This is a genomic window from Kitasatospora sp. NPDC057738, assembly GCF_042798815.1.
Taxonomy (GTDB): Bacteria; Actinomycetota; Actinomycetes; order Streptomycetales; family Streptomycetaceae; genus Kitasatospora; species Kitasatospora lactacystinica.
On record NZ_JBHVJT010000128.1, the window covers coordinates 1 to 14499 of the forward strand.

A 14499-nucleotide genomic window follows, 5' to 3' on the forward strand; every position below is an offset into this window, starting at 1 on the left:
CCGGGGGCCGGACAGGGACCACCGGAGTGACCCACGAGGGCCTGCGCCCGCGCGATACGCGCGAGCACAGGCCCTCGCGCCGTCTCCACCACCCCCGACAGGTTCACCGGGCACCACGCCCGCCGCCGTCCCGGTCGTCCCGGTCGTGCCCGACCGGCGTCAGTGGCCGCACCCGCAGCGCCGGAAACCGAAGTCGAGGGTGTGGTCGTTCTCGCCCGGCCCGCCGGTGGTCAGCGCCCGCTCGGGATACCTTCCCCCGGGCGGGACGACGCCCTTGGAGTTGACGAAGGGGTCCTCGCCGACGTCGTGCCTGGTGGGCACCCACCGGTACAGCGGACCGCCCTCGGCGTAGTCGGACGGGTTGTCCAGCCGGATCGTGTACCCGGTGTGCGGCCGGAGGCCGCCGTCCACGTTCGAGTCGTCGAAGTAGTACTCGCCGCGCGCCGTCGTCCCCGCCGTGCCGACCAGCCGGCCCGCCCCGTCGTACAGGTGGACGGTGACGCCCGCCGCGGGGAGCTGGCCCGGCTGCTGCAGGCCCGTGCGCTCGGGGTCGTACCAGACCCGGTTGCCGATCTGCAGCGGCGCCCGGTCGCAGAGCACCTCCAGGTCGCCCATCGAGGCGCCCTTGCCGAACGGCGCGGGGACGTTCGCCGGGTTGAGCCGCAGCCCGACCCTCGGGTCCTGCCGGCCGTCCGCCCGCTGGACGAAGGCCGTGCCGTAGCCGAAGGCCGTGTCGTTGGGGTCGAACCCGGAGGTCCCGATGGTGGTCTCGACCTTGGACAGCGCCATTCCGGCGTAGGCCGCGTTGTGGTGGAAGCCCATCCGGCTGGTGTCGAAGAAGCGGGTGCCCCGGGGCGAGAGACCGCAGCCGTTGTTGGTGTCCAGCACGTAGGCGCCGTTCGCCGGGCAGGCCTTGTTCAGGTCGCCGCCCGACAGCACCTCGCCGACCGCGGCGCCCGCCGCCGCCTGGCCCGTCGCCCGGTCGGCGAGGCGGTCGCGGAAGGCCAGCAGCATCGAGCCGTCCGCCTCGAAGCCGACCTCGCCCAGCTCCGGCTCCGGCTGGGCGCGGTAGCCGGAGCAGGCCTGGCCGTTCTGCGTGGTCGGGTAGGTGTCCGTCCACGGGAACCAGCCCGCGCCGTCGCACGGGCCCGCGCCGACGGTCGACCGGCGCGGGTAGTCCAGCGGCTGGTCCAGCACGGCCGGCCCGAACCGGCCGGTGGCCGGGTCGAAGGGCAGCACGACCGCCCGCAGGTCCGACACCGCGCCCGTCGACTCGCCCGAGCAGACGCCGCCGAGGTAGCCGGTCCCGTCCTGCAGGCCCAGACCGAAGGGTCGCCAGTCCGCCGCCGAGGCACAGCCCGGTTCCGGGACGGGGTAGACGGCCTTCGGCGCCGCCGCGGTCGCCGCGGTGGCGTCGTAGCGGTACAGCCGACGGTCGTTGAGGTTGACGACGAACAGGTCCCTGCCGTCGTCCGTCACCTTGAGCCCGCCGAGGCTCTCCTTGCCCGGAACCGCCAGGAACGCGTCGTCCGCGCCCGGCCCGTGCGCGGTGCCCCCGGCGTCCGGGACGGTGGTGAACAGCGTGGTGCTGTTCCGCGCCAGGTCGGTCACGTAGATCCCGCCGGAGCCGCCCGGGCCGTAGCCCGTGGTGCGCTTGGCCGCCGCCGAGGAGAACACCCGCCGGTCGGCCCGGTTCCACGCGATGCCGAACAGGGTGCCGGTCTGCGCGTCGGTGGCGATGTCCGTGACGTTCACGTCCACGCCGTCCTGGCCGCGCGCACCGTACGGGAACGACACCAGCGTGCGCTGCGCACCGCCTCCCCACGTGGTGTTCTGGCAGGTCGTCACCAGGGGGGCGTTCCTCTGGCAGTAGTCGCCGGGGCTCCACAGCCCGGTGGTGTACGAGACGTTCGCGCCGTCGGAGAGGTCGACGAACTCCTCGTTGGAGCTCAGCAGGTTGGGCGCGCCGTCCAGCCCCTGCCGCGAGGCGAAGGCGGGGAACAGCACGCCCGGCTTCGGATTCACCACCCGCACCCGGTACTTGCCGCCGTGGTCCCGGCGCGGCGGCGGCGCCAGCGTCACCGTCCCGTCGGCCGCCGTGGTGCCCTCGACCCGGACCCGGTCCCCGCCGGTGAGCGTCACCCGCACACCCGCCAGCCCCGGCTCCAGCGCGGGCGTCCACGCGCCCGAGGCGTCCACGGCCCGGACCACCCGGACCGTCACCGCCCCGTCCGCGCCCTGCGGGAACGCCGGCGGTGCCGTCAGCAGCCCGCTGCCGGTCAGCGCGACGGCGAGCACCGCGGCCCGCGCGATCCACGTCCTTCGTCCTCTCGTCCCCACCTGGGCCCCACTCTCATGATCGGCGGGCAGACGCCCGATCCCGACAGGGCCCCCAGGAGAGCGGCAACCGGTCGTGCACGTCCCGGTTTCGGGGCACGTTCACCGGCGCGTGTGACGCGGAACGGGCCGGAAATCGCATCAAGTTCGGATACCGCTCCGTGAGTTCGCATGCGACCCGAGGCGGCGGGGGCGTGTGCCGGTGTCGCCGGGGGAGTGCGGCGGGTCACCCGAGGTCGAAGGTGTTCGGCAGGCCGAGGCGGTAGCGGGCCTCGTCGACCAGCTTGAGCGGCTCCAGCTCCGGGGGCCGGAAGAGCCCCCAGACCCGGCAGCGGCCGGCGCTCGAACCGTCCGCGTCCAGCAGGGCGTTGACGGCGCGCCGCGCGGACTCGTTGGCGCCCTCCATGGTCGCCAGGTCGACGTCGGTGCGGACGTAGTCGCCGGCCAGGAAGAAGTTGCCCACCGCGGTCGCGGCGGAGGGCCGGTCGTAGAGCGTTCCGGCCGGGTGGACCAGCAACTGCTCGCGGTTGGCCGGCGCCGGCCCGCCCAGACCGGTGACGGCCGGGTCGAGGAACCACCCGTGCACGTCCGCGTCCGCCGGCCACCCGCCGCCCGGCCGCTCGAAGGCCCGCCGGCACTGCGCCCAGACCTCGCGGGCCACCTCCTCGCGAGTGCACTCCTTGGCCGTCCGGCCGTACAGGATCCCGGGCCGGTCCCACTCCGAGACGCAGACCGAGAGGCAGTCGCGCACCGTACCGTCGCCGTACGCGGCCGCGAAGTCCCGGTCCCAGAACTGCGCCTGGCCGACCGCGGTGAGCGACCACGGGGAGTCCAGGCAGACGGCGTGGCCGTGCACCAGCCGCACCGGGCGGCGCAGGTAGAACTGGATGCCCGTCATCCAGTCCGTGCCGATCGCGTCGCAGCGCGCCAGCCGGGGATCGGCGGCGCGCAGCCCCGGGCCCCAGGTGGCGCGGGCGTGCTCGACCGGCAGCGCGCTCAGGTAGTAGTCGGCCCGCACCGTCCCGGGGGCGCCGCCGCCGGCCGGCGCCACCCGGACCCCGGTGATCCGGCCCTCGGCGTACAGCACCTCCCGGACCTCGGTCCCGGTGCGGAACTCGACGCCCAGCGAGGCCAGATGGGCCGCCCACGGGTCGATCCAGGCCTCGCTGGTGGGGCCGTTGAGCACCCGGTCGGGCTGCCCGTCACCGCCGCGCCCGAGCAGACCGTTCAGCAGGAAGGCCTCGACGACCGTGCGGGCCACCGTACGGGTGCTGGCCCGCTCGGCCCGGGTCGCGACCAGGTCCCGGGTCAGGCCGACCCCGAGGAGGCGCTGGTAGTCGTGGGACATCCGCCCCGCCCTGATGAAGTCCCACCACGGCACCCGCTCCCACTGCTCCTCGCGGCGCACGTCGCAGCTGGTCAGGTGGACCAGGAGCCGGTCCACGAAGTAGGCCAGCTCGCCGGCGGGCAGGTGCAGCACCTCGTCCAGCGCGCCGGCCAGGGTCCGCCGCAGGGCGTCCGGGGCGAGGTCGCCCAGGTCGAGCGGGCGGGTGAGGGACCGGAACGGGAGGAGCAGTCCAGGACGCGGGGCGTCGAAGGCCAGCAGCGCCTGGGTGGCGTCGCGCAGGTTGTCGTGGACGCCACCGGGGTTGCCGGCGCACGGGATGCGGCGCAGGGTGTCCGGCAGGTTGCGGTAGAAGCCGGGGAAGAACCGGAAGCCGTGCTCGCCCGGCAGCGCCCGACGGCCACCGGCCGCGCTGCCCGGCACGTCCATGCTGCGGGCCTTGCCGCCGAGCGCGTCGTAGTACTCGTACACCGTCACCCGGTAGCCGCGCTCGGCCAGTTCGTGCGCCGCGCTCAGCCCGGAGACCCCGCCGCCGAGGACCGCCACGGTCCGCCCCGGGCCACCGCGGGCACCGGCGCCCGCGCCCCGCGGGAGCGCGGCCGCGCCCGCCACCGGCCCGACGGCCAGAGCACCGCCCAACGAGGCGGCACCGGCCAGGAACTGACGCCTCGTCCGACCTTCCACCGCACCCTCCAACGAACCCTCGCCCGACCCCACGACGCGCACACCTCCACCCTCCTGGTCGCCCGAGCGGCGAGGACGACCCCCGGGTGTGCAACGACCGGGCCCGGCACCGGTCACCCACCGCGCGCCTCGCGTCCACACCCCGGCCCGTACGGCCCGTGGCCCGTACGGCCCGCCGGGCCCGCCGAAAATCCAGGTGCGCCCGGCCGACTCCCCCCGCACACTGGGCCGGTCACGCACCGTTGTCACGAAGGAGCCCCGTGCAGGGAGCAGTCAGCGTCTCGCCCGCCCAGATCCCCGAGCTGCTGCTCGGCCTGGCCACCGTCCGCCCGGTGTTCCTCTGGGGCGCCCCCGGGATCGGAAAGTCCTCCCTGGTCAGGGCGTTCGCCGAGTCGCTCGGCCTGGAGTGCGTGAGCCTGGTCGGCACCCAGCTCGCCCCCGAGGACCTGATCGGCGTCCCGCAGCTCACCCCCGAGGGCCGCTCCCGGTTCTGCCCGCCCGAGCAGATCGCCCGCGACCAGCCGTACTGCCTGTTCCTGGACGAACTCAACGCGGCCTCGCCGGACGTCCAGAAGGCCTTCTACTCGCTGATCCTGGACCGCAGGATCGGCTCGTACGAGCTGCCGCCCGGCTCGATCGTGATCGGCGCCGGGAACCGCGCCACCGACGGCGCGCTCGCCCGCCCGATGGCATCCGCACTGGTCAACCGCATGGTCCACGTCCATCTGCGGGCCAGCGCCGAGGACTGGCTGCGCTGGGCGGCCGGCGCCGGCATCCACCCCTGGATCGTCGACCACCTCACCGACCGGCCCGACCACCTGTGGTCCGCCCCGCCCAAGACCGAGGAGCCGTTCTCCACCCCGCGCGCCTGGCACATGCTCTCCGACGCGCTGCACTCCTTCGGCCCCACCCTGGACGAGACGACCCTCAAGGTCGTCGCCCACGGGCTGCTCACCGCACAGCACGCGGTCGCCTTCTGCGGCTACGCGAAGATCGTCCGCAACTCCTACGGCCTGGAGGCGATCCTCAAGGGCGACGCCCGCTGGCCGCACCGGCTGGAGGACCGCGACCTGCTCTACTACCTGGCCGACGCCTTCCGCGGCCGGCTGGTCAAGGAACTGCCCGCCCGCAAGGAGCACGCCTCCGGGGCGCAACGGCAGACCGCCTTCCGGGCCAAGTCGCTGCTGGTGCAACTGGCCGAGATCTCGGTGGAGGTCGCCCAGACGGTGATCGCCGACGGCTCGGACGGCAACCCGGTGCTGCCCGCCTGGTTCCTGATCGAGGCCGCCCGGGACATGCCCCGCCTGGTCGAGGCCCGCCGGTGAAGCACGCCCCGGCCGACCGGAAGAAGCCGGACCCGGGCGCCGAGGCCTTCGCCGAGGGCCTCCGACTGCTCCGCCGCAACCCGGCCCTCGCCGCCCTGCGCGCCGACGTCTGCCGCACCGAGACCTGCACCACCGCCCCGCCGAACGGCTGGGCGGTGGCCGACTCCAACGGCACCCTGCACGTCAACCCGCGCCGCCGGGCCGAACCCGAGGAATGGGCCTGGGTGCTGGCGCACTGCCTGCTGCACCTCGGCTTCGGCCACCTCCCGGGCGCCCGCGGCACCCGGACCCAGCCCGACGCCCACCAGGCCGCCGCCCGCTGCGCGGTGGTCAACCGCTTCCTCGCCACCTTCCCGGTCGGCCGCGCCCCGGTCGTCCTCCCGCAGGAGTACCCGGGCGGCGACGAGGAGGAGCTGGCCGACCGCTGGCGCCGCGACGGCCTGCCCGCGCCCGACACCGCCGGGACGGCCGGCACCGCCGAACGCGACCAACTGCTGGTCGAGTGGCGCGGCCACGGCCGGGCCCGCGAGGACTGGCCCACGGCCTTCGCCGCCGCGCTCACCCGCACCATGTCCGCCGCGATGGACCGGGCCGGCGGCCGGATCGACACCGAGACCGGCGAACGCCTGCCCGAACGGCCCTGGAACAGGGCACTCAACTGGTTCGTCTCCTCCTACCCCCTGCTCGGCGGCATCGCGGCCGGCCTCACCGTCGTGGCCGACGCCGAACTCGCCCGCGCCCACGACATCGCCGTCGCCGCCGTCAACGCCGAGGCCGGCGAGATCTACGTCAACCCGCTGCGCCACCACAGCGACGAGGAATGGCGGTTCATCCTCGGCCACGAGATCCTGCACGCCGCCCTGCGGCACGGCGAGCGCCGCGGCGGACGGGACCCGTTCCTGTTCAACGTCGCCGCCGACTACGTCATCAACGGCTGGCTGCTGGAGATGGGCGTCGGCGAGATGCCCGACGGGCTGCTGCACGACCCGCAGCTGAACGGCCTGTCGGCCGAGGAGGTGTACGACCGGATCGCCCGCGACCAGCGCCGCATCCGCCGCCTCGCCACCCTGGCCGGGAAGAACCGCCCGGACGTCCTCGGCGAACCGCTGGGAACGCCCCGGGACTACGTCGACCTCGACGACTTCTACCGCCGCGGACTCCAGCAGGGCCTCGAACTGCACCGGCGCCAACGCGGCCTGCTCCCGGCCGGGCTGGTCGAGGAGATCCGCGCACTCGCCCACCCCCCACTGCCCTGGGACGCCCGACTGGCCCGCTGGTTCGACGAGTTCGTGCCGAGCCCGGAACCGGTGCGCAGCTACTCCCGCCCCGCCCGCCGGCAGTCCGCCACCCCGGACATCCCCCGGGCCGGCCGCTACCGCCCCGAGGAGGAGGTGCCGCGCTGCACCTTCGGAGTCGTCCTGGACACCTCGGGCTCGATGGACCGGGCGCTGCTCGGCAAGGCGCTCGGCGCGATCGCCTCCTACGCCGCCGCCCGGGACGTCCCGGCCGCCCGGGTGGTGCACTGCGACGCCGCCCCGCACGACGCCGGGTACCTCCCGGTCGAGGAGATCGCCGGGCGCCTGCGGGTGCACGGGCGCGGCGGCACCGTCCTCCAGCCGGGCATCGACCTGCTGGAACGGGCCGAGGACTTCCCGCCCGGGGCACCCGTCCTGGTCATCACCGACGGCGAGTGCGACGTCCTGCGGCTGCGCCGCGAGCACGCCTTCCTCGTCCCGCGCGGCGCCGCACTCCCGTTCACCCCGCGCGGGCCGGTCTTCCGGATGAGCTAGGCGTTCCGTCCCGTGAGGAAGGGGACGCGGCCCCCGCCGGGCACCGACGTCCCGCTCCCGGCCCCGGCCGGTGGCGCGGAACCGGGCCCCGGGCGCGGGCGTCCGTCCTTCTCGACGGCGGCCGATGATCAAGGCTGTCGGCCGTCCCCCGGAAGGAGCACCGTGACGGACCGTACGGCGAAGAGCACGCGGAAGAGCGCGGCGAAGAGCGCGGGGAAGGGCGCGGGGAAGAGTACGGCGAAGAGCACGCGGAAGGGCGCGTCGCCCGCCGGCAGGGGCCGTTGGCGTCGCGCCGCGCTGATCGGGTGCGGGGTGCTGCTGCTGGGCCCGGCCGTGCTCGCGGCGGTGCGGGTCCTCGGATGGGACGACGGCACGGTGTGGGCCCTGCCGATGGCCGGGCTGCCCTACGCGGCGCTGCTCAGCGTGCTGCTGCTGGTCGCGGCGGCGGTGCTGCGCGGGCGGTGGCTGACCGGGGTCGCGGCGGCGCTGGTGGTGCTGCAACTGTGGTGGCTGATACCCCGGCTCGTCCCGGGCGGGGCCGACGCCCCGGCCGACGCGCCCCGGCTGCGGGTGGCGACCAGCAACAACTTCATGGGGCAGGTCTCGCCGAAGTCCCTGGTCGACCTGGTGCGCGACCAGCGGATCGACGTGCTCGCGGTCGAGGAGCAGAGCGACTCCGCCGCCGACGCGCTGGACGCGGCCGGCATCCGCGCCCTGCTGCCGCACCGAGAGCGGCCGGCCGGCACCGACACCGCGCTCTACACCCGGCTTCCCGTCAGCTCCGCCGCCGACCCGGCCTGGCCGACCACCAACCTGACCGTCGACGTCGGCGGCCGTCCGGTGCAGCTGGTCGCCGTGCACACCTACTACCCGGTCGGCGACGCCCGCCGCTGGGCCGAGGGACTGCACGCCCTGCGCGCCGCCGCGCCCGGGCGCGCCCGCAACGCGGTCCTGCTGGGGGACTTCAACGCCACCCTCGACCACAAGCCGATGCGCGACCTGATCGGCACCGGCCTGACCGACACCCACGAGGAACTCGGCGCGGGCCTCCTCCCGACCTGGCCCCAGGACCACCCCGACTACCCGGTCCCGGCCGCGATCCAGATCGACCACGTCCTGCACGGGCCCGCGCTGACCGCCGTCGACGTCTCCGAGCACTCCCTGCCGCGCAGCGACCACCGCGCCGTGGTCGCCGAACTCGCCGTCCTGCGCTGAACGCGGAACCCGAACGCGAGGGGCCGGGGACGGCTCCCGCACCGTCCCCGGCCCCTCACCGGGCCGCGGCCCCCGTCGCGGGGGCGGTCACCGGCGGCGTCGCCGGAACCGGGGGAGCAGAAGGCCCAGGACGGCGAAGGCGAGGGTCGACAGCACGGCGACCACGGGGGTGGGGAAGTACCCCGGCTGGACGGTCGACGCCTCGGCCGCCCCGGAGCTGCCGGGAGCCGTCGGGAAGGTGACGGTGACGCGCGTGCTGCGCTCGACCAGGCCGCTCCTGAGCGTGAGCTCCGCGTTCCACCGGCCGTCCGGCAGCTGCACGTCGAGCGGGACGACCGCCTCCGCGAGGCTTCCCGGAGCCACGGTGGTGCCCGACCTGGCAGGGAAGGGGCCGGCGCGCAGCCCGCCGGGTCCGTCGGCGAGGGAGAGCGACCCGCCGATGTCCAGGGCGCGGCCGCCCGTGTTGCGGATCCGGGCGTGCACCTCCTTCCGCCCGTCGCGGGCCCTGGTCGGAGTGACCTGCTCGATCGTGAAGTCGGAGGGCGGCTCACCGCCGGGACCGACGTCGATGTACATCCGGACCCCGACCCGGCCCAGGAACGCCAGGTTGTGCGAGCGGTCCGCCGGGTTGCCCGTCTGGGCCCAGACGACGCCGTAGCGCTCGCCGGCGGAGGCGTTCTTGGGCACGCGGACGGTGGTGCGCACCTGCGCCGTCCCGGAGGGCGCGAGGTCGAGCTCGGTCGTGTCCAGCGACGTCCAGCCGGTCAGCTCGTTGGGGGTGCGGTCCGCCGCGAAGGTGAACCGTCCCTTCGTGATGGTGGCCGCCGCCGCGTACACGCTGACGTGCATCGGCGTGGACGACTCGTTGGTGACCTCCACCCGCCGTTCGACGGTCGTGCCCGGGGCGACGTGGTCGACGATGTAGGCCTGCGCCCGGGGGTCGTCACGGCGGTTCTCCGGGGCGTCGAGCAGCCTGATGCCGATGGTCTTCTTCGCGGGGGTCGGCTGGTGGGAGGGCGTCCCTGATGTCCCGGAGGTCCCGGAGATTTCGGACGTCCCGGATGTCCCGGATGTCCCGGAGGTTTCGGATGATTCGGATGATTCAGACGTCCCGGTGACCCCGGGCCGCCCGGACGCCCCGGTGACCTCGGGCCCGGGCATCCCGTCCGCCGTCGCCGGCAGCACACCGATCGTCTGGACGACGGCCAGCAGTGTCAGCAGGACCCAGTAGCGGCGCGCACGCTTCATCCGCTCAGGCAACGGAGTGGGTCAGCGTTCCGGTGTAGGCCCCGCTGATGGCGGCGGCCGGCAGGGCGACGCTGACCGTCGGGTCCCAGCTCGCGGTGTTGTCCCCGACACCGGCGCTCCCGGTGACCACCACCTGCGAGGAGTTGCTCAGCGTCACGTTCGTCGGAGTGGCGGTGATGGTGCCGGTCGTCGTCACCGCCCCGACCGTGTAGGCGGCATTGGTGGCGGCCACCGTCGACGAACCGTTGGTGAAGTCCGTCTCCGACACGGTCACCGTCCAGGAGGCCGAGAGGAGAGCGCGGTTGTCGGTGACGGTCACGGGGCCGATCGGGGAGCTGATCTGAGTACCGGGCGCTCCCGAGCCGAGGGCGGCGCTGGCCGGCACCGACATCGACAGAGCGCCCGACGTGACGGTGAACGTGACCGTGGTGCTGGGATCGGCTGCCGCGTCGGCGAAGCCCGGTTGGACCAGAACGAGGGCGACGGACGCGGCCGCGGCGGGCAGGATTCGCAAGCGCACAACAACTCCTGGAGTAGCCGTCCGTGGATGGACATGCCGGGTGACGTGATGTCAGGCAAACCGGCGCGGCCCCTTCGCGCAAGCCGACGACGGCCGCACTCCGCCACCGGAATGACCACATTTCAGCCGGATCGAAGACCGGCCCGCCCCGCCCCGTCACGTGGGTGACCACCCGGACGCGGTGACGAAGCGGCGGCGAACCGGCGCCGGTGCGCCTCGCCGCTCCCCAGGCCTGTTCCAGGGGCCCCCTCGTCCCGCCGCGGCGTTCCAGGAGGCAACAAAAGCGCAGGTCACGGGGGGTTTCACCGTTCCAGCGTCCCGAACCGCCGGGCAGTGCTGGCGGGCGGGACGGATCCCGGGCCACTCTGTGGTCCGGCGGCGACCGGCACCGAGCCCGAGGGGCCGCCCGACCCGCCGGGCCTCCGCGGAGGCGGCGGCCACGGCGGCCGACGCCGTCCGCCCGCCGCCGGGCGCGACCACCGCGCCGGACGCCTCCCACCACGCACCACCCGACCCAGAAGGAAGCCCTGCCATGCGCACCTCGAACCGACGCCCGATCGCCGTCCTGCTGGCCACCGCCGGGCTGCTGGCCGCCGGGGCCGTCCCGGCCGCCGCCGTCCACGGCGGAGCGGACACCACGACCAGGTCCCACCCGTTCGTCGTGGCCCTGGAGACCGCCACGGGCGAGCAGTGGTGCACCGGCGCGCTGATCGCGCCGACCAAGGTGCTCACCGCGGGCCACTGCGTCGCCGAGGCGGCCGACCCGACCTCACTGCGGGTGATCGCCGGGCGGACCGACCTGACCGGCCCCGGCGGCCAGGTCCGCCGGGTGAAGGGCTACCGGGTGGACCCGCGCTACACCTCCGGCCTGGCCCACGACTCCGCCGTCCTCACCCTGGACCGCCCGCTGCCGCAGACACCGGTCCGGGTCGCGCGGCAGGGGGACGAGACGCTGTACCGGTACGGCCGCACGGCCACGCTGCTGGGGTTCGGGCGCACCGGCTCGGACGGGCGGCCCGGCACCCACCTCAAGCAGGCGGAGCTGACGCTGGCTCCGCCGGCCTCCTGCGACCCGTACACCTCGCCCGGCGATTCGCCGCTGCTCAAGGTCTGCGGCCTGCCGCGGGCCGGAACGACGGACAGCGTCTGCAAGGGCGACTCGGGCGGGCCGCTGGTGGCCGGCGGCGTGGTGATCGGCGTGGTCTCCACCGGCAACAAGTACTGCGACACCCAGTACCCGGTCTCGGTGTTCACCCGGGCCACCGACGTCCCCGCGCAGCTGCTGTCCTAGCCGGTGGCCCATCGGGCAGTGCTTCCCCGGCCGAGGCACTCGTTCTCCGCCTCCGGGCGCGCCAGTGCGCCCGGAGGCGGACGCCCTAACCGCCGCAGGTCAGGTCCTTCGCGGGCAGCCGGCCCGTGGTCAGGTAGCGGGTGACGCTGCCGTCCGCGCAGGAGGGGCCGGCCACCACCACGCCGTGGCCCTCGCCGCCGGCCACCGTGACCAGCCGTGCACCGTGCAGCGCCCGCCGCATGCCCTGGGCCATGGACAGCGTCGCCTGCGGATCCCACTGGTTCTGCACGATCAGCGCGTTGACGTCGTTGTTCACCACGGTGGCCGGCTCGCCGCCCGCCGGCTTCCAGAACGCGCACGGCAGGATGTTCGCCCCCAGGTCGCCGGCCAGCGGGTACCGGGCCCGGTCACGGACCGCGTCCCGGCGGTACTGCTCGGGGTCGCGCGGCCAGTTGCGGGTGTCGCCGCAGAGGACGGCCCACGCGACGGAGACCGTGTTGTCCGTCGGAACGACGGACGGCACCGCCGGTGCGGCCGGCCCGCCCGCGGCGGCGGCCTTCAGCGCGACGATCCAGGGGGTGACGGCCTCGACGTGGACGAACGCCGCGTAGCCGGACCGGACGGCGTCGCCGTCGAGCGACCCGTCCCCGGTCGGGACGGGCGTGCGGTCGGCGTGGGCGACCAGGTCCCAGTACGTCCTGCGGACCTCCGCCGCCGTCGCCCCCAGTCCGTACGCCGCGTCGCGGGCGGCGGCCCACTCGGTCCAGCGGGTGAAGGCGAGTTCGGCCCCCGCCGACGCCTCCCGGAGCCCCCCGCGCCACACGAGCGACGGGTCGAGCGCGCTGTCGAGCACGAAGCGGTCCGAGCGCTGGGGGAACATCTGGGCGTAGACGGCGCCCAGGTAGGTGCCGTACGAATGCCCGAAGTAGGAGATCCTCCGCTCGCCCAGTGCCGCCCGGACGACGTCCATGTCCCGCGCCGTGTTGCGGGTGGTGATGTGCGGCAGCACGTCCCCCGCCTTGGCCCAGCACTTGTCGGCCACCGTCCGGGCCCAGGCCACGTCCTTCGCGAACGTCCCTGCCGAGTACGGGTGTTGGAAGGTCCGCTCGTCGGCCTTCAGGTCGCAGCCGATCGGTGAGCTCTGCCCGGCGCCGCGCGGGTCGAACCCGATCAGGTCGAACCGGTCCCGCACCTCCGCCGGCAGCAGCGGCTCCATCTCCACGGGCATGGTCAGCCCCGGGCCGCCCGGGCCCCCGGGATTCATCAGCAGCGCGCCGTGCCGCTGCTTCGCGCTGCCCGCCCTGACCCGCGATATCGCGATGTCGATCGTCCGGCCGCCGGGGTCGGCGTAGTCCAGCGGCACCTCGACCTTCGCGCACTCGAACGCCGCCGGGCGGTCCGCATCGCAACGCTCCCAACGGAGTTGCTGCTGCGCGTACCGCTGGAGCGGATCGCCCGCCGCGAACGCCGTCACGGGGGTGAGCGCCGCCAGCGCGGTCGTCACCGCGCCGGCGGTCAGCGCGGAAATCGTCCGTCCGTCTCGCAGAACCATGCCAGTCCTCTGTGCAGAATCGGTGCCTCGGAATTGCTTCCAGTCTCCGTTCCGCCGCCCCCGCACCCCGTACGGCGCGAGGATGGGTTCATGATCCAACCTGCGGCGTACGCCGCCGCGCCGACGTAGGGCCGCAGGCCCATGCCCCGTCATCCACCGGTCCGGACGGACGGACGGCCGGACCGGGGTGCCGGTGTCCACGGGGGGCGGTCACCCGGCGGAGTGGAGAACGGGCGAATCCCGGGCGGGGGCGCTCCGGCGGGCAGTACGGTGCCCGCATGACCGTGCTCGTCCGCCGTCGTCACATCGACTTCGGCCGCATCCACTCCACAGGCTGTCCGGTCATCGTCTGATCGCCCGCTCCGCCCGGCCGCGTCGTTCCGCGCCGTTCCGTTCCGCGCCGTTCCGTTTCGAACGGCACCGCCGCCGCTCCGTGCTGCCCGCTGCCCGCCCCTCGGCGTACGCGGCCCGCACCCGTGCGTGCAGGACGGAGGGCTCCCGCACGTCCCGGCCGACCACGATCCGACCGCACCGAAAGGACAGCCGTCCACCATGACCGAAACCGTCACCGACCACTACCTGCGCAACAACGCCGACTACGCCGCGGCCTTCGACGGGCCGCTCCCGCTCCCGCCGGCCCGCCGCACGGCCGTCCTGGCCTGCATGGACGCCCGGCTCAACGTCTACGGCGCGCTCGGCCTCGCCGAGGGCGACTCGCACGTGATCCGCAACGCCGGCGGGGTGGCGACCGACGACGCCATCCGCTCGCTGGCGATCAGCCAGCGGCTGCTCGGGACGCGGGAGATCATCCTCATCCACCACACCGACTGCGGCATGCTCACCTTCGGCGACGACGCCTTCCGCGAGTCGATCCGGGAGGAGACCGGCGTCAAGCCCCCGTGGGCCGCCGAGGCCTTCGCCGACCTGGAGACGGACGTCCGCCAGTCGGCCGCCCGGATCCGCACCAGCCCCTTCGTCCCGCACACGGACGCCGTGCGCGGCTTCGTCCTCGACGTCGCGACCGGCCTCCTCAAGGAGGTCGTGCTCTGACCCGACGGCGTCCCGGGGGGGGGGGGGGGGGAGGAAGGTTTGGGGGGGGGAGGGGGGGAACTGTGTCCAGAAGGGGGGGGTGGGGGTCGACACGGGGAAAAAACCGGGGGGGGACCCCCACGACGCCGCTCTCCCCTACCCG

10 protein-coding genes are annotated in these 14499 nt (G+C 74.7%); 5 read left to right on the forward strand and 5 right to left on the reverse strand.

Going from position 1 to position 14499, the window contains the following annotated elements:
* Positions 1-159: 159 nt before the first annotated feature.
* Both ACFVGO_RS38100 and ACFVGO_RS38105 read right to left on the reverse strand, forming a co-directional pair.
* Positions 160-2340 carry an SdrD B-like domain-containing protein gene (locus tag ACFVGO_RS38100; protein WP_380636769.1) on the reverse strand — a complete coding sequence of 727 codons (2181 nt, stop codon included), beginning with the start codon at positions 2338-2340 and terminating at the stop codon, positions 160-162.
* 223 nt (positions 2341-2563) lie between these two features.
* Positions 2564-4366: an FAD-dependent oxidoreductase gene (locus ACFVGO_RS38105; protein WP_359899167.1), complete on the reverse strand. Its 1803-nt coding sequence runs from the start codon at positions 4364-4366 to the stop codon at positions 2564-2566.
* Between the two features lie 260 nt (positions 4367-4626).
* Here ACFVGO_RS38105 and ACFVGO_RS38110 point away from each other — a divergent pair, with 260 nt between their 5' ends.
* The 3 genes from ACFVGO_RS38110 (at position 4627) to ACFVGO_RS38120 (ending at position 8696) form a co-directional block, all read left to right on the forward strand.
* Positions 4627-5691, forward strand: coding sequence for a MoxR family ATPase (locus tag ACFVGO_RS38110; protein WP_359899165.1), 1065 nt, complete (start codon positions 4627-4629; stop codon positions 5689-5691).
* On the forward strand, positions 5688-7481 hold the full coding sequence (locus ACFVGO_RS38115; protein ID WP_359899163.1) for a hypothetical protein: 1794 nt from the start codon (positions 5688-5690) through the stop codon (positions 7479-7481). The genes ACFVGO_RS38110 and ACFVGO_RS38115 overlap by 4 nt, the downstream gene beginning before the upstream one ends.
* A 162-nt stretch (positions 7482-7643) precedes the next feature.
* A complete protein-coding gene (locus ACFVGO_RS38120) occupies positions 7644-8696 on the forward strand; it encodes an endonuclease/exonuclease/phosphatase family protein (RefSeq protein WP_359899161.1) in 1053 nt (350 codons plus the stop codon).
* An 87-nt stretch (positions 8697-8783) separates the two neighbouring features.
* Here ACFVGO_RS38120 and ACFVGO_RS38125 read toward each other — a convergent pair whose 3' ends face one another.
* Complete coding sequence (locus ACFVGO_RS38125; RefSeq protein WP_380636772.1) at positions 8784-9944, reverse strand: peptidase; 1161 nt, start codon at positions 9942-9944, stop codon at positions 8784-8786.
* A 4-nt stretch (positions 9945-9948) separates the two neighbouring features.
* Positions 9949-10464 (reverse strand): hypothetical protein, encoded by a 516-nt coding sequence (locus ACFVGO_RS38130; protein WP_380636774.1) that lies wholly within the window; start codon positions 10462-10464, stop codon positions 9949-9951.
* A 532-nt stretch (positions 10465-10996) separates the two neighbouring features.
* On the opposite strand from ACFVGO_RS38130, the gene ACFVGO_RS38135 reads away from it, so the two are divergent.
* A complete protein-coding gene (locus ACFVGO_RS38135) occupies positions 10997-11755 on the forward strand; it encodes a S1 family peptidase (RefSeq protein ID WP_380636776.1) in 759 nt (252 codons plus the stop codon).
* An 85-nt stretch (positions 11756-11840) separates the two neighbouring features.
* On the opposite strand, the gene ACFVGO_RS38140 is transcribed toward ACFVGO_RS38135, so the two are convergent.
* Complete coding sequence (locus ACFVGO_RS38140; RefSeq protein WP_380636779.1) at positions 11841-13307, reverse strand: alpha/beta hydrolase; 1467 nt, start codon at positions 13305-13307, stop codon at positions 11841-11843.
* 552 nt (positions 13308-13859) lie between these two features.
* Here ACFVGO_RS38140 and ACFVGO_RS38145 point away from each other — a divergent pair.
* A complete protein-coding gene (locus tag ACFVGO_RS38145) occupies positions 13860-14357 on the forward strand; it encodes a carbonic anhydrase (RefSeq protein ID WP_359899152.1) in 498 nt (165 codons plus the stop codon).
* The last annotated feature ends 142 nt before the right edge of the window (positions 14358-14499 follow it).